The 14,835-nt window shown below is 72.0% G+C and carries 13 protein-coding genes; 10 read left to right on the top strand and 3 right to left on the bottom strand.

Annotated elements, in window-relative coordinates; all coding sequences use genetic code 11:
• Positions 1-3: 3 nt before the first annotated feature.
• From O3438_RS08535 to O3438_RS08525, 3 genes are all read right to left on the bottom strand, one after another.
• A complete protein-coding gene (locus tag O3438_RS08535) occupies positions 4-657 on the bottom strand; it encodes a C39 family peptidase (protein ID WP_269679437.1) in 654 nt (217 codons plus the stop codon).
• A 1,068-nt stretch (positions 658-1,725) separates the two neighbouring features.
• Positions 1,726-3,609: a Xaa-Pro dipeptidyl-peptidase gene (locus tag O3438_RS08530; RefSeq protein WP_269679436.1), complete on the bottom strand. Its 1,884-nt coding sequence runs from the start codon at positions 3,607-3,609 to the stop codon at positions 1,726-1,728.
• 125 nt (positions 3,610-3,734) lie between these two features.
• Positions 3,735-4,271 carry a helix-turn-helix domain-containing protein gene (locus O3438_RS08525; RefSeq protein ID WP_269679435.1) on the bottom strand — a complete coding sequence of 179 codons (537 nt, stop codon included), beginning with the start codon at positions 4,269-4,271 and terminating at the stop codon, positions 3,735-3,737.
• 284 nt (positions 4,272-4,555) lie between these two features.
• Between O3438_RS08525 and O3438_RS08520 the strand changes: the two genes are divergently transcribed.
• The 10 genes from O3438_RS08520 to O3438_RS08475 are packed head-to-tail and all read left to right on the top strand — an operon-like array spanning position 4,556 to position 14,748.
• Positions 4,556-6,160, top strand: a complete 1,605-nt coding sequence (locus O3438_RS08520) for an ABC transporter substrate-binding protein (protein WP_269679434.1) — start codon at positions 4,556-4,558, stop codon at positions 6,158-6,160.
• Positions 6,161-6,170: 10 nt separating this feature from the next.
• Positions 6,171-7,256: an ABC transporter permease gene (locus O3438_RS08515; RefSeq protein ID WP_269679433.1), complete on the top strand. Its 1,086-nt coding sequence runs from the start codon at positions 6,171-6,173 to the stop codon at positions 7,254-7,256.
• Positions 7,253-8,152, top strand: coding sequence for an ABC transporter permease (locus tag O3438_RS08510; RefSeq protein WP_269679432.1), 900 nt, complete (start codon positions 7,253-7,255; stop codon positions 8,150-8,152). Before O3438_RS08515 ends, O3438_RS08510 begins: the two co-directional genes overlap by 4 nt.
• A 1-nt stretch (position 8,153) precedes the next feature.
• A complete protein-coding gene (locus tag O3438_RS08505; protein ID WP_269679431.1) occupies positions 8,154-9,131 on the top strand; it encodes an ABC transporter ATP-binding protein in 978 nt (325 codons plus the stop codon).
• Positions 9,128-10,105, top strand: a complete 978-nt coding sequence (locus O3438_RS08500; protein WP_269679430.1) for an ABC transporter ATP-binding protein — start codon at positions 9,128-9,130, stop codon at positions 10,103-10,105. The genes O3438_RS08505 and O3438_RS08500 overlap by 4 nt, the downstream gene beginning before the upstream one ends.
• Before the next feature lie 10 nt (positions 10,106-10,115).
• Positions 10,116-11,387, top strand: a complete 1,272-nt coding sequence (locus O3438_RS08495) for an amidohydrolase family protein (protein WP_269679429.1) — start codon at positions 10,116-10,118, stop codon at positions 11,385-11,387.
• On the top strand, positions 11,384-13,027 hold the full coding sequence (locus tag O3438_RS08490; RefSeq protein ID WP_269679428.1) for a DUF885 domain-containing protein: 1,644 nt from the start codon (positions 11,384-11,386) through the stop codon (positions 13,025-13,027). The genes O3438_RS08495 and O3438_RS08490 overlap by 4 nt, the downstream gene beginning before the upstream one ends.
• Before the next feature lie 34 nt (positions 13,028-13,061).
• On the top strand, positions 13,062-13,436 hold the full coding sequence (locus tag O3438_RS08485; RefSeq protein WP_269679427.1) for a nuclear transport factor 2 family protein: 375 nt from the start codon (positions 13,062-13,064) through the stop codon (positions 13,434-13,436).
• Positions 13,433-13,759 carry a TIGR04076 family protein gene (locus tag O3438_RS08480; protein WP_269679426.1) on the top strand — a complete coding sequence of 109 codons (327 nt, stop codon included), beginning with the start codon at positions 13,433-13,435 and terminating at the stop codon, positions 13,757-13,759. The genes O3438_RS08485 and O3438_RS08480 overlap by 4 nt, the downstream gene beginning before the upstream one ends.
• Positions 13,756-14,748, top strand: a complete 993-nt coding sequence (locus O3438_RS08475; protein ID WP_269679425.1) for an LLM class flavin-dependent oxidoreductase — start codon at positions 13,756-13,758, stop codon at positions 14,746-14,748. Before O3438_RS08480 ends, O3438_RS08475 begins: the two co-directional genes overlap by 4 nt.
• Positions 14,749-14,835 lie beyond the last annotated feature (87 nt).

Genomic DNA, 14,835 nt, shown 5'->3' with positions numbered 1-14,835 from the left:
GGTTTAGCTGGTGGCGTAGCCGCGGGTGGCGATCCAGTCGGCGAGGTGCTCGACGGTGATCTGGTAGGAGGCCTGGTTCGGGTCGGCGGAGTCGGCGATGGTGACGATGGTGCCGTTGTCGCGGTAGCCGACGACGCTGATGTAGTGCCCGCCCTCGTAGGAGTGCGTGGTGCCGTTGGTGTCGGTGCTCGTGCCGGCGATGTTCGCGACCACAGCCCGGCCGTCGTCGACGGTGCGGACGATGTCGGCGCGCAGCTGGTCGGTCTGCTTGGCGTCGGCGTCGGGGCTGGAGATCTCCACCGACCGGTACGCGTTCTTGCCGGTCTCCTTGTTCAGCACCGGGGTGATGTCGTTGATCGAGTTCGTGCCGGCCTCGGTGGTGCCCATCTCCTTGGCCATCGCGTCCACGTTGATGTCCTTGCCCTGCACGGACAGGGCGTTGCGGGTCGCGGCGGGGCCGCAGTAGTAGAAGTTCGGCTGCGCCTCGTAGCGCACACCCAACTCCCGCTCACCGCTCTTGCGGTCGGTCTGGGTTTGCGTGGCGGGCTTGGCATCCGACATCGCATACGCGGCGGTCACGGGACCGGCGATGGCACCACCGGCAAACGCGAGACCAGCGGCGGTCAGAGCGGTCTTACGAATCAGATCGGTACGCATGATGGCGTGCTCCTCTGCTTCATCGGGGGATACCGCACGACGCACGGGGGGCGGCCATGCGGGAAAGCTCAACTGCCCGGCGACCCTGTAGGGCCGGCGTCGGGACCGGGTGTAACCAGGTAGGGCGGCGGATCATTCCGCCGAGCTCCTCGCCCGGCGTGCTCCGGGAGGGGGTAACCGGCTGCGGCGGCGGATTCATTCCGCCGAGCCAGGGGGCGTGATCCGGCGGCCCAGCTCATTGCGCTGGGCTCCCGGCCCGGGGCGTTCGGGGTGTAACCCAGGCGGCCTGGCCGGTGTTCCCGGCGGCTGCCGTCCACCGCGACCCAGTGTCGCGGCCGTGCCAGGTATAACGACCCCGCCCGGCCCCCGATTCCGCCACCCGGGTGACCCCACCCACCGGACAAAACTCGCACAGCGGACAGCCCTGCCCGTCGACGACGGCGCACCCGGCTTGATCCACTCGGGTTCGGCGATATCGCGGTATCCGAGCGCCGGGGATACCCCGACTTCGGCGAAACGGAGTGGATCAAGGCGCGCGGGCAGCGGATCCAGGCGGCGAGCGCGGTATCGCACCATGTGCGCCCACGATCACGGCGAACTCACCGCCGCCGCCACCCGCGACGGGACGCGGGAGGCGGGCGTATGCGACATCATGGTCGGCGATCTCGCACTATCCCCGAAACTGCTGCCTCGTGGCGCCGTGAGGCAGCACCTTCCCGGAAGTTGCGCGAATCTTGGCCGGGCCGGGCCGGGCCGGGCCGGGTACGGGCGGGCATTCAGGTCGGCCACCCAAGGCGGGCGCGGGGGTGCCCGGAGGCGCGCACGCCCGGGCGCGGCACGCCGGGGCGGGCGCACCTGCGGGGGGCACGCGGGGCGGGCATACCCGGGCGGGGCACTCGGCGGCGGCACACCTGAGGGGGCACGCGGGGGCGGGCGCACCTGAGGGGCGCACCCGGGCGGGCGCATCCGGGCGGGGCACCCGGGGCGCGTCTGGGGTGGGGGTGGACGTGCAGGTGGGGCAGCCCGTGACATCTCGGACTGCCCCACCAGGGTACGAAAGTGACGGGATCAGAAGCCGAGGACGTTCCGCCCGCCGACAACCGGAAGACGCAGTTCGCTGTCGTTCGGCGCGACCCGCAGTTCGGTGCCGCCCAACGGCAGCAGCGTGTACTCCTGGTCGCTGGAGAAGACGACCACGCCGATCCGGTGCCCGGCCGGGAAGACGTAGTCCTTCGGTTCCATGGTCCACCGGTAGTCGTACATCTTGCCCTGCTTCACCGGCGTCGTCCGGGCGTCGCTGTTGCGGTTCTGCGGGTCCATCCAGCCCCGCGTCACCACTGTCGGCGCGGCGGTCGACCCGGCCGGGCCGTAGTCGACCAGGTACGCGGTGAGGTTCGCGTCCGGCTTGTTGTCGATCGCCATCCGCAGTCGCATCTCCGGACGTCCGGAGATGCGGACGCTCTGCGTCAGCTCGGGGGAGCGGTACGCGAGCCGGTTGTCGCTCGCGGTGTCCGGGTTGGACACCAGGGTGTCCGGGTGGATGGTCCGGCCCTCGTCGACGAAGCTCTGCTCGATCTTGGCCTTCGAGGGCTTGCCGGTGGTGAGGGCCCCGGGGGCGGTGGCGTCCGTGGCGGCGAACCGCAGTCCGACCTCGCGTGCGGCGGGGTCGGGCCAGTTGGCGTACGTGGTGTAGGCCCGGTCCTCGCGCTGGAGCACGGCGGTCGGCTCGTCCATGATGCCGTTGCGCACGTTCCACAGCCAGTAGTCGAACCAGCGGTTCTCGGTCTGCTTGTACGTCCAGGTCTGCCCGCTGGGCAGGGTCACCGAGGCGCTGCTGCCCGGGCCACCGTGGCCGCCCTGGTGCAGCCAGATCTTGCGGGGTACGTCGCGCTTGGCGAGCTGGTCCCACCAGCCGGCGAAGTGTTCGGTCTTGACGTTCCAGTCGTTGAGGCCGTGCACGACGAAGACGCTGGCCTTGACGTTGCGGGCGTCGAGGTAGTCGCGGTCGCGCCAGAACGGTGAGTAGTCGCCGGTGATCCGGTCCTGCTCCTCGGTGATCGTCGCGAGTTCGTCGGCGCACTGCCCTTCGGCGCGTGCCTGGCCGGCGGTGTACTGGGCCAGGATGTCGAGGTCCTCGCCCTGGAACGTGCCGGGTGCGACCACCAGACCGTTGGCCCGGTAGTAGTCGTACCAGCTGCTGATCGCGGAGACCGGGACGATGGTCTTGAGTCCCTTGACTCCGGTGGTGGCCACCTGGTTGGGCAGGGTGCCGTTGTAGGAGACGCCGGTCATGCCGACCGCGCCGGTGGTCCAGCCGGCGGTGACCGGGGCGCCGTTGGCGTCGTACCCCTTGGCCCGGCCGTTGAGCCAGTCGATGACGGCCTTGGTGCCCAGCGTCTCGGCCTGGTCACCGCTGGTCGGGCAGCCGTCCGAGTCGCCGGTGCCGACGCTCTGGCCGAGCACCACCGCGTACCCGCGGGGCACGTAGTAGTCGTCCAGTGAGCCGGGCAGGTTCGCCTTGGCCTGGGCTCGCTGCGTGCCGACGTCGAGCGCGCGGCGGCCGGAGCGGTCGGTCAGGCCGTTCTGCGGCAGCTCGTCGACGAGCACGCTCGGGTACGGCACGTCACCCCAGGTGCCCTTGCGGTAGGGGCTGTGCTCGAAGATGACCGGCACCTTGAAGCCGGTGGTGGCGGTCTCGCGGGGCCGGGAAATGTCGATGGCGACCCGGTCGAGCCGGCCGTCGTGGTCGGTGTCCACAGGGGTCTGGACGAACACCCGCTCCTCGATCGCGTCGGCGAGCGAGAACACCGGTTGGGTCATGCCGTCGCTGACCACGATGCCGGTGGGCGTGGTGGCGGCGGGCGGTGCAGCCGTTGCGGTGGGGGCTGCGCTGAGCACCAGTGCGCCGGACACACCGACGCTCAGGAGCGCTAGATGACGGGGTCGACGCACGCGCGTCTCCCTTCGGTTGGGCTGGTTGCCGGGGTCGGCACTGACCAAGCTCGAAGATCCATTCGTCGACATGCTAGGTCGGCGGCGCCGTCGCGTCGATCCCGTGAGGTCTCCACTCTGGCCGGTCAGGGGGTCGGCGGCGTCACCGCGATGATCAGGTGGGCGCGTTCTCCGCTGGCGTTGCGGTAGAGGTGTGCCAGGCGCGAGTCGAAGGTGACCGACTCGCCGGCGGTGAGGGTGTACGACTCGCCGCCGATCTGCGCGACGACCTCGCCGGTGACGACGATCGCGCACTCGGTGGACGGGTGTGCCCAGGGTTCCGCCGAGCTGGCGTCGCCGGGTGCGAGGTGGGCCTGGAGGACCTCCAGGTCGCCCCGGCCAGGGGTGAGTCGTTCGTAGGTGATCTGGCCGGGCGGTGCGGCCAGCCGGGTCCGGGCGCCGACGCGGCTGACGTGCACCGGCGGCGCCTCGGGCTCGGAGAACAGCTCCGCGATCGAGGTGTCGAAGACCTGGGCGAGTTTTCGCAGGGTGGACAGGCTGGGGTCGGTCGCGCCGTTCTCGATCTGGCTGAGCAGAGCGGGGGACACGTCGGCGGCTGTGGCGAGCTGGCGCAGCGTGAGGGAGTGCTGCTGACGCAGGTCGCGGAGTCGGTCACCGAGCATGTGTCCTCGTTCCAAAAACAGTGTGGCTGAATCTTGATTGACCCGACTATACGGGGCTGTTTAGTATCGCTGAACAACAGGCGGCGACGTTCGACACCACTAGACAAGGCCGCGTCGAGACGAACCGGACGACGTCCCCGTCCGGCCTACATCCAACCCGAGACGACGCTTCCCGAGAACCCCGCGACGATCTCCCGCCGCTTCCGCCGGTGGTCGGGTCGCCCGAGGCGTCGACGCCCCGCGGTTCCCGCACGGCGGGCCGCGCGATAGAAGGTAGGAACAGCATGTCGGTGTCCCCCCGCCGGCTCCTCGCCGGAGCGTCCGCTCTGGCGACGCTGGCCGTCCTGTCCGTCAGCGCCTGCAGCGCCGGCGGCAGCGGTGGAAACGCGAACGGTGCGGCCAAGACGCTCACCGTGAACACCTCGTTCGTGCTCAAGACCCTCGACCCCGGCCGGGTCTACGAGGCGACCGGCCTGACCGCCGTGCACGCCCTCTACGACACCCTGCTCACCTTCAAGGGCTCGGACGTGAGCAAGCCCGTCCCCGCGCTGGCCGAGTCGTACCAGGCGTCACCCGACGCCAAGACGTTCACCTTCAAGCTGCGGCAGGGTGTCACGTTCGCCGACGGCAGCCCGCTCACCGCCGACGACGTCGTCTTCTCGCTCAACCGCCTGAAGAACATCAAGGCCAGCCCGGCGGTCACCGTCAGCGGCCTGACCGTGACCAAGACCGACGACAGCACCGTCGTGGTCGCCTCGAACACGCCCGACCCGAACATCCCGGTCGTGCTGTCGATGCCGTCGACAGCTGTGCTCAACTCCAAGGCCGCCAAGGAGCACGGCGCCCGCGACGGCGCCGACGCCGCGCAGGGCGACACCGCGCAGCAGTACCTGGACACCAACTCCCTCGGCAGCGGCCCGTACGTGCTCAAGTCGTACGACCCGTCGGCGCAGGTGGTGCTGGAGGCCAACCCGAAGTACTGGGGCACCAAGCCGCAGTTCTCCCGGGTGGTGCTGCGCAACATGGACGTGCAGACCCAGAAGCTGACCATGCAGCGCGCCGAGGCCGCCGAGATCTCCCTGGACATCTCCGGCAAGCTCCTCGACGGCCTGCCGGGCAGCGTGCAGACCTCCGGCGTGCAGGACACCGTCTACTTCCTCTTCCTCAACGCCGACCCGGGCGTCTCGGCGGTCACCTCGAACCCGAAGTTCAACCAGGCCCTGCGCGCCGCCATCGACTACCAGGGCATCGCGGCCCTGTACGGCAAGGGCGCGGCGCCCGGCGCCGGGCTGGTCGCGCCGGCCTTCCCGGGCGCGCTGCCGGCCGGCGAGGAGTCCAAGCGGGACGTCGCGAAGGCCAAGGCGCTGCTGGCCGAGGGCGGCCTGACCAACCCCACTGTGAAGTTCACCTACCCGGCCATCACCTACAAGGGTGTGGACCTCGGTACGGTGGCCACCAAGGTGCAGGGCGACGCCGCCGAGGCGGGCATCAAGCTGGAGTTGAACCCGCAGCCGCTGACCACGTTCCTCGACGAGATGCGCGGCGGGAAGTCACCGCTCGGGTTCACCCCGCAGAGCCTGAACTACCCGGTCGCCGACTCGCTCATCAACAACATGGCACCGGGGCAGGCGACCGCGCTGCGCTCCGGCTGGACCGTCGAGCGGGCCGACCCGGCCGTGGTGGCCGCCGGCAAGAAGGTCACCGAGACCCTCGACCTGGCCGGCCGGGCCGCCGCCATGCAGGAGTGGCAGCGGCTGATGAACGCGTCCTCGCCGTACCTGGTGCTGGCCAGCAACTCCTCCATCGTCGTGGCGACCACCGACCTGACCGGCGCGGACTACACCGCCGCCGGTTGGCAGGTGGACGTCGCCGCGGTCGGCCGCAAGTAGTCCCGACGACATGACGACAGTCCACGACGGTGAGCCGGGCGCGGTCGCCACGACCGCGTCCCGGCCCCGGGGTGCCCACCCGCTGCTGACGTTCCTGGCCAAGCGGGTGGCGATCACCGCCGGCCTGCTGCTGGGCGTCACGGTGGTGACGTTCGGCCTGGTCAACGTGGTCCCCGGTGACCCGGTGACCGCCAATCTCTCCGACCAGGCTCTCAACGACCCGGCCGCGGTGGCCGCCTTCCGCGAGAAGTGGGGTCTGGACCAGCCGCTCTGGGCCCAGTACGCGCACTACCTGGGCAACCTGCTGCACGGCGACCTGGGCCTCTCCCAGCAGACCGGGCGAGCCGTCCTGGACGACCTGCTGCACTACGTGCCGGCGACACTGGAACTGGCCATCCCGAGCATGGTGCTGGCGTTGCTCATCGGCACCGGGATCGGCATGCTCGCGGCGGTCCGCAACGGTCGGCTCACCGACCAGCTCGTCCGGATCGGCGCCCTGCTCGGGCTGTCCACCCCGCCGTTCTGGCTGTCGCTCGTCGTGCTCTACGTCTTCTTCTACCAGCTCGGCCTGGCGCCCAGCGGCGGACGACTCTCCACGGACTTCAGCCCACCGCCCACCGTCACCGGCATGTACACGGTCGACGCGGCGCTCGCCGGGCAGTGGGACGTCGCGTGGGACGCCGCCCAGCACCTGTCCCTGCCGGTGCTCGTGCTGACCTCGCTGACCGTGGCGATGCTGGTCCGGTTCGTCCGCTCGGCGATGCTGGAGGTGCTCCAGCAGGACTACATCCGTGCCGCGTACGCCAAGGGTCTGCCGACCCGGGTGGTGCTGCGCCGGCACCTGCTGCGCGCCGGTCTCGTCCCGGTGGTCACCGTCTCCGGGTTGGCCTTCGCCTCGCTGCTGTCCGGGACGGTGCTGGTGGAGAGCATCTTCGGCTGGCCCGGTGTCGGTCAGTACGCGTACCGCAGCGCCACGGCACTGGACCTGCCCTCGATCCTCGGCGTCAGCCTGTTCGTGGCGCTCGTCTACACGGTGGTCAACCTGACCGTCGACCTGCTCTACGGTCTCATCGACCCGAGGATCCGGCTCTCATGACGACACTCGCTGACCCGAAGGCGGAGCGGGCTCTGGGCCGGCGTCGTTGGCTCGGTCGACTCCGTGGCGGCGCGACCAGCCGGCCGGTCTGGCGTCAGCCGATCACGATGGTGGCCCTGACCATCCTCGGTGGGTGGTTGCTGCTGGCGCTGCTCGCCGACGTTCTCGCCCCGTACGGCCCACTGGCGCAGAGCCCCGACGCGTACGCGCCGCCGTCGGGGGCGCACTGGTTCGGCACCGACTCGCTCGGCCGGGACATCCTCAGCCGGGTCATCCACGGCGCCCGCCTGTCCATCCCGCTGGCCCTGGCCATCGTCTCGTTGGCCCTGCTGGTCGGCGGGCTGCTCGGGTTGGTCGCCGGGTACGTCGGTCGGTTCGTCGACGAGGCGCTGATGCGCCTGACCGACCTGGTGTTCGCGTTCCCGCAGATCATCCTGGCCATGGCGGTGACAGCGGCGTTCGGCCCGAACACCCGTAACGCCGTGCTGGCGTTGGTCATCGTCTCCTGGCCGGTCTACGCCCGGGTCATCCGCAGCGCCGTGTTGGGTATGCGGGGCGACGACTACCTGAACGCCGCCCGGCTGCTCGGCGTCGGGCCGATCCGCGCGCTGCGTCGCGACGTGCTGCCCAACAGTGTCGGGCCGGCGATCGTGCTGGCCACGCTGGAGCTGGGCAACGCGGTGCTGCTGCTGGCCGCGTTGTCGTTCCTCGGCCTGGGGCCCCGCCCGCCGGCGGCCGAGTGGGGCTCGATGGTGGCCCTCGGCGCGCAGGACCTGTCGATGTGGTGGGTCAGCGTGTTTCCCGGCCTCGCCATCCTGACCGTCGTGATGGCGTTCAACGTGCTCGGTGACGCGCTGCGGGACCGGCTCGACCCCCGCTACACGAAGGGACGCTGAGGTGGCACCGCTGCTCGACGTCGACTCCCTGGCCGTCACCCTGCCCTCGCCGCGCGGCCCGCTGCCGATCCTGCACGACGTGTCGTTGACGGTCGACGAGGGCGAGCTGGTCGGTATCGCGGGGGAGAGCGGCTGCGGCAAGAGCCTCACCGCGCAGACCCTGCTCGGGTTGCTGCCCCCGGGGGCGGCGGTCAGCGGCTCGGCCCGGTACGCCGGCACCGAACTGCTGGGCCTGGACGACAAGGGCTGGCAGCGGGTGCGCGGGGCCGGTATCGCGATGGTCTTCCAGGACCCGAGCGCGGCCCTGCACCCGATGCTCACCGTCGGCCGGCAGCTCACCGAACACATGCGGGTGCACCTGCGGATGGACCGGCGGGCCGCGGCCCGCCGTGCGGTGGAGCTGCTCGACCAGGTCCGCATCCCGGACCCGGAACGGGCCCTGCGTGCCTACCCGCACCAGTTCTCCGGCGGGATGCGGCAACGGGTCGCCATCGCCATCGCCCTGGCCGCCCGCCCTCGACTGCTGATCGCCGACGAACCGACGACGGCCCTCGACGTCACGGTGCAGGCCGGCATCCTGGCCCTGCTGGACCGGCTTCGCGCCGAGACCGGGCTGGCCGTCGCGTTCATCACCCACGACCTCGGGGTGCTCAGCGCCCTCACCACCCGCGGCTACATCTTCTACGCCGGGCGGGTGGTCGAGACCGGCCCGACCGGCGCTCTGCTCACCGCGCCCACGCACCCGTACACGGCCGCGCTGCTCGGCGCCCGCCCGCACGGCACCCAGACCGGCGGGACGCTGCGACCCATTCCGGGCGCGCCGCCGGCACCCGGTGAGGCGCCACCGGGATGCCCGTTCCAACCCCGTTGCGGGTACGCCGAACCGTCCTGCGGCACGGCACCGCCCCCGCTCGCCCCCGTCGGCGCGGACCGGTCGGTGGCCTGCGTGGTCCGCCCGAACCTGGAGGTGGCCGCATGACGACCCCCGCGCCCGCGCGACTGTCCTTCACCGACGTCGAGGTCGAGTACCGATCCCGAGGTCGGGGGCGGGTACGGGCCGTCGCCGGGGTCGACCTGGAGGTGCTGCCCGGCCAGATCGTCGGCCTGGTCGGCGAGTCCGGCTGCGGCAAGTCCTCGCTGGCCCGGGTGGCGGTCGGGTTGAGCGCGCCGAGCGCCGGCACCGTCCGGTACGCCGACCGACCGGTCACCCCGCTGGGCTGGCGACCCCGGGCGGGCGACGAGGTCGGCCTCCAGATGGTCTTCCAGAACCCGTACGCCTCGCTGAACCCCCGGCGAACGATCGGCTCCCAACTGCTCGACGGCGTACCGGCGACGGTCACCGGGGCGGCCCGCCGGGCCCGGGTGTACGAACTGCTCGACCGGGTGGCCATGCCGACCAGCGCCGCCGACCGTTACCCGCACCAGTTCTCCGGCGGTCAGCGGCAGCGCCTGGCGATCGCCCGCGCGCTCGCACCGGAACCCCGGATGATCATCGCCGACGAGCCGGTGACGGCCCTGGACGCCTCGTCCCAGGCGCAGGTGGTCAACCTGCTCGTCGGGCTGGTCCGCGACCTCGACATGGGCATGTTGTTCATCTCCCACGACCTGTCGCTGGTGCACGAGATCGCCGACGTGACAGCCGTGATGTACCTGGGCCGCATCGTCGAGACCGCGCCCACCCGCGAGCTGTGGCGCGCGCCGCGACACCCGTACACCCGGGCGTTGATCGACGCGGTGCCGCAGATCGGGCCCACCCCGCGCCTGCCCGCCATCCTCGCCGGGGAGGTGCCCGACCCGGCCAACGCCCCCACCGGGTGCCGGTTCCGGCCGAGGTGCCCGCACGCGTTCGACAGGTGCGTCGAGCAGCCACCCACCGTCGACCTGGGCGACCGCAGCGTCGCCTGTTGGCTCACCGACCCCGCGGCGGCGCCGACCGTCGTGCGCCCACTCTGAGGACGTCCCGATGCGCATGCCCACCGAACAGGTCCTGGTCAACCTCGCCCTCTACGACGGTGTCGAGGACACCCTCCAGCCGGACCGAGGCATCTGGATCGGCGCCGACGGGATGATCCGCGCCGTCGGCCCGGTCGACGACGTCCTCGGCGAGGCCGGCGACGCCCGGGTGGTCGACCTCGGCGGCGACCACGTCATGCCCGGTCTGACCAACATGCACGTCCACCTCTCGCTGGGGCTGCCCGGCCACCTCGCCGACACGGTCCACAACTCCAACCTGGCCGAGTTGGTGCTGCTGATGGCCGACTCGGCCCGGCGTACGCTGCACTCCGGTGTCACCACCGCCCGCCTCGTCGGCGAGAGCCGGTACGCGGACTTCGCCCTGCGCCGGGGCATCGAGGCCGGCGCCGTCGACGGACCGCGCATCTTCACCGCCGGCCACGCGCTCTGCTGCACCGGCGGCCACGGCTGGGACGCCGACGCCCTGGAGGCCGACGGCGCGGACGGGTTCCGCCGGGCCACCCGCGAGCAGCTCCGCGCCGGCGCCGACCTGATCAAGGTGTGCATCTCCGGCGGCATCGCCGGCCAGCACGAGGCCATCGACACCCCGCAGCTCCTCGACGACGAAATGGCCGCCGTCATCCGCGTCGCCCACGACTGGGGGCGCAAGGTCACCGCGCACGCCGGCCCGGCCGACTCGGTCCGTCGCGCCGTGGAACTGGGCCTGGACTGCGTGGAGCACGGGTACGAGCTGACCGACGACGTCACGCGGCTGATGGCCGAGCGGGGCGTCTGGTACGTGCCGACGATCGTGGTGAGTCGCTGCGAGCAGTTCTTCCGCGACTCCGGGGTGCCCGGCTGGCTGATGGACCGGGCCCTCGCGGCCGGTCCCCGGCACTGGGAGAGCCTCCAGCACGCCATCCGCAACGGCGTACCGATCGCGCTGGGCAGCGACATGCCGCCACACGCCGGCTACGACGAGACCACCGCGACGGTGCGCGAACTGGAGTTCATGGTGGACGCGGGGATGCCGGTCGCGGACGCGCTCAAGGCCGCCACCGCCCGCCCCGCCGAGTGGCTGGGTCGCGCCGACACCCTGGGCAGCATCGCTGTCGGCCGGCACGCCGACCTGCTGGTGCTGCGCGACGACCCGACCCGCTCGGTGTCGGCGCTGCGCACCCTGCACGCCGTGGTGAAGGGCGGCGTCGCGTACCGCGACGACAATGGCCGGTTCGGCGTCGCGTGCCGCGACGACCACGGCCGGCTCGGCGTACCGCGATGAGCAGCATCACCGATGTCGCCGACGGGTACCTCGACGCGCTCGCCGACCTGGACCCGCAGGCGGCCGAGGCGGCGGGGCGTACACCGGTGTCGCAGGTCCCGGACCTGTCGCCGGACGGCTTCGACGCCCGCGCGGAGCTGGCCCGACGCACCGCGACGGCCGCCGCCTCGGCGAGCGCGCACGGCCCCGGCGAGCCGGCCCTGGCCGACGCCCTGCGCGACCGCCTGGCCAGCGAGGTCGACCTGTACGACGCGGGTTTCACCACCCGGCTGCTCGCCCCGCTGGCCACCCCGGTGCACCTGCTGCGGCAGATCTTCGACAACCTGCCCCGGGACACCGCCGACGACTGGGCGGTGGTGGCCGCGCACCTGCGCCAGGTGCCCGAGGCCCTCGCCCGGTACGCCACCACGCTGCGCCGGTCGGCGCAGCAGGGACACCTGGTCGCCCGCCGGCAGGTCCTCGTGGTCGCCAACCAGTGCACGGCGTGGACCCGCGCCGACTTCTACGGCTGGCTGGTGGAGGGCTACCCCGGTGGCCCGCTCGCGGGGCAGCTGCACCTGGGCGCACGGCTGGCCACCGCCGCCACGTCCGGCTTCGCCGCGTTCCTCCGGGCCGACCTGGCACCCGCCGCGTCCGAGGTGGACGGTGTCGGGGGAGACCTCTACCGGGTCACCGCCCGCAGTTTCCTCGGCGCGACGATCGACCTCGACGAGGTGTACGCGTACGGCTGGGCGGAGTTGGACCGCACCGCCGCCGAGCTGCGCACCGTGGCGCGCGAGCTGGGCCACCGGGGGGTCGCGGCCGCGCGGGCGGCGTTGGACGCCGATCCGGCCCGCCGGGTGCCGGCCGGCCCCGCCCTGGAGGAGTGGCTGCGGCAGCGCACCGAGCAGCTGACCGACGCGCTCGACGGCACGCACTTCGACATCCCGGCCGCCACCCGGCGTGTGGTGTGCCGGATCAGCCCCGCCACGTCCGGGGTCATGTACTACACCCCGCCCGACCCGTCGTTGACCCGGCCCGGCGGGATCTGGTGGTCGGTGCCCTCCGGCGAGTCGACGGTGCCGGTGTGGCGGCACGTCGGGACGCTCTGCCACGAGGGTCTGCCCGGCCACCACCTCCAACACGCGCTCACCCTCACCACCGCCGACCTGCACCCCTGGCAGCGCCACCTCTGCCAAGTGCACGGGTACGCCGAAGGCTGGGCGCACTACGCCGAGCGACTGGCCGACGAGATCGGCCTGTACGCGGACCCGGCCGAGCGGCTCGGCATGCTCGACGGGCAGATGTGGCGGGCCGCCCGCGTGGTCATCGACCTGGGCCTGCACCTCGGACTGCCGATCCCGGCCGGCAACGGGTTCACCGACGAGCGGCGGTGGACGCCGGCGCTCGCTGTCGACGTCCTGACCCGCGTCGCCGGACTGGACGCCGAGACGGCCCGCTTCGAGGTGGACCGGTACCTCGGCTGGCCGGCGCAGGCCCTCGCCTTCAAGGTCGGCGCGCGGTTGTGGCAACAGGCCCGCCGGGAGTCCGAACAGCGCGAGGGGACCGCGTTCGACCGGAAACGCTTCCACCACACCGCCCTGGCGCTCGGACCCATGGGACTGGACCCGCTGCGCGCCCGTCTGGCCCACCTGCAGTGACCTGCCGTACCCCTCGGATCGGAAGTGACAGCCGATGAGCGCTGATCAGCTCACCACCACCATCACCGACCTGTACCGGTCGCTCGGCGACCGGCAGGCGTTCGACGCGCACCTGCACCCCGACCTGACGTTCTGGGAGTCCGACGCCGACGGCCTGCTGTCCGGGCTGGGCGCGCTGGACGACCTGCGGGACCGACGGGCCACACGGGCTGCCGGTTCGCCGCCGCTCGCGGTCGCGCCGGAACACCTGCACGCCGACGTCTGGGGCGACACCGGCCTGGTGCGCTACGTGCTGCGGGCCCGCTTCGCCGACACCCGGCCGGACGAGTGTTTCCGGGTGACCGACGTCCTGCGCCGCGAGGCCGGCACCTGGCGGATCGTGCACCACCACGCGGAGGCTGTGCGATGAGCGCCGTGGAACCCACGACCGACCTGTACGACCTGCGCGTCGTGGTGGAGCGGATCGAGGGCCGCTCGGTGTGCGGCCTGAAGCCGGGCGACCACTTCGACGTGACCGAGTCCAACCGGCTCACCATCCCCGCCGGCGGGCACTTCTGCCTGTACGCGCTGGCCGCGTGCCTGCCCCTGATCCCCGCCAAGCAGCGGGCGTTGGCCGAGGGCGACTGGATGGCCCAGGACAGCCATGTCGCCTGCCCGGACCCGGAGGAGCGGCTGATCATGCGCATCGAGCGGACCGGCCGCCGGCAGATCCCCACCGGGGAGCTGACGTGAGCGAAGGGCTGGTCGGGATCGGCCTGCAGTCGGACAAGTCCGCCGACGAGTACGCCGAGCTGGCCGAGCTGACCGAGCGGCACGGCTTCGACGTGCTGTCGGTCTTCGGCGACCTGATGTACCAACCGCCGATCTTCCCGCTGCTGGTGGCGGCCCGGCACACCAGCCGGATCCGCCTGGGCGTGGCGTGCCTCAACCCGTTCACCATGCACCCGGTGGAGGTCGCCGGGCAGGTGGCCGCACTGGATCTCGCATCGCACGGCCGGGCCTACCTCGGGCTGGCCCGGGGCACCTGGCTCGACGAGATCGGCGTGCCGCAGGTCCGGCCCATCCGGCGCATCGTCGAGACGGTCGCTGTCGTCCGGTTGCTGCTCGCCGGTGACGACAGCGGTTTCCAGGGCAGCGAGTTCACAGTGGCGCCCGGCACGTCGTTGCGGTATATCCCGGCCCGTGCCGACGTACCGGTCCTGGTCGGCACGTGGGGGCGGCAGACCGCGCGGGCGGCGGCCGGCTTCGCCGGCGAGGTCAAGGTCGGCGGGTCGGCGAACCCGGCGATGGCCCGGCTGATGCGCGGCTGGTTGGACGACGCGACCACGCCGGACCGCGACCGCACGGGTGTGGTGCTCGGGGCGGTGACAGTGGTCGACGAGGACGGTGTGGTGGCCCGGCGGGTGGCCCGCCGGGAGGTGGCCATGTACCTGGCGGTGGTCGCCGCCCACGATCCGACGATCGCTGTGGACCCGGAGTTGCTGGCCCGGATCCAGCAGCATGTCGGTCTTCGGGAGGACGACCTCGCCGGGGCGCTGATCGGCGACGACCTGCTCGACCTGTTCGCCTTCTCCGGCACACCCGAGCACGTGGCCGCGCAGGCCGCGGCGGTGTTCGACGCCGGGGCGAGCCGGGTGGAGTTCGGCACCCCGCACGGGTTGACGCCGCACGGCGGGATCGACCTGCTCGGTCGGCGGGTGCTCCCTTTGTTACGGCGGTGAAAACCCCTCGTCGCGGGCCTTAAAAGATCGTGTACTGGTGCTTATGATCTTGCGGGAAGCTGCCCGATGAGGCACTTTCGTCCACAT

Origin of the sequence: Micromonospora sp. WMMC250 (assembly GCF_027460215.1) — a bacterium.
Classification (GTDB): domain Bacteria; phylum Actinomycetota; class Actinomycetes; order Mycobacteriales; family Micromonosporaceae; genus Micromonospora; species Micromonospora taraxaci.
The sequence above is the reverse complement of the archived record's forward strand: the minus strand, read 5'-3'. Positions and strand labels throughout refer to the sequence as shown.

What these genes read in the sequence shown, in the direction of transcription:
- O3438_RS08480 (WP_269679426.1), top strand. Translation starts at nt 13,433, where the DNA reads ATGAGCGCCGTGGAACCCACGACCGACCTGTACGACCTGCGCGTCGTG.
- O3438_RS08490 (WP_269679428.1), top strand. Translation starts at nt 11,384, where the DNA reads ATGAGCAGCATCACCGATGTCGCCGACGGGTACCTCGACGCGCTCGCC.
- O3438_RS08515 (WP_269679433.1), top strand. Translation starts at nt 6,171, where the DNA reads ATGACGACAGTCCACGACGGTGAGCCGGGCGCGGTCGCCACGACCGCG.
- O3438_RS08520 (WP_269679434.1), top strand. Translation starts at nt 4,556, where the DNA reads ATGTCGGTGTCCCCCCGCCGGCTCCTCGCCGGAGCGTCCGCTCTGGCG.
- O3438_RS08535 (WP_269679437.1), bottom strand. Translation starts at nt 657, where the DNA reads ATGCGTACCGATCTGATTCGTAAGACCGCTCTGACCGCCGCTGGTCTC.
- O3438_RS08510 (WP_269679432.1), top strand. Translation starts at nt 7,253, where the DNA reads ATGACGACACTCGCTGACCCGAAGGCGGAGCGGGCTCTGGGCCGGCGT.
- O3438_RS08500 (WP_269679430.1), top strand. Translation starts at nt 9,128, where the DNA reads ATGACGACCCCCGCGCCCGCGCGACTGTCCTTCACCGACGTCGAGGTC.
- O3438_RS08485 (WP_269679427.1), top strand. Translation starts at nt 13,062, where the DNA reads ATGAGCGCTGATCAGCTCACCACCACCATCACCGACCTGTACCGGTCG.
- O3438_RS08495 (WP_269679429.1), top strand. Translation starts at nt 10,116, where the DNA reads ATGCGCATGCCCACCGAACAGGTCCTGGTCAACCTCGCCCTCTACGAC.
- O3438_RS08525 (WP_269679435.1), bottom strand. Translation starts at nt 4,271, where the DNA reads ATGCTCGGTGACCGACTCCGCGACCTGCGTCAGCAGCACTCCCTCACG.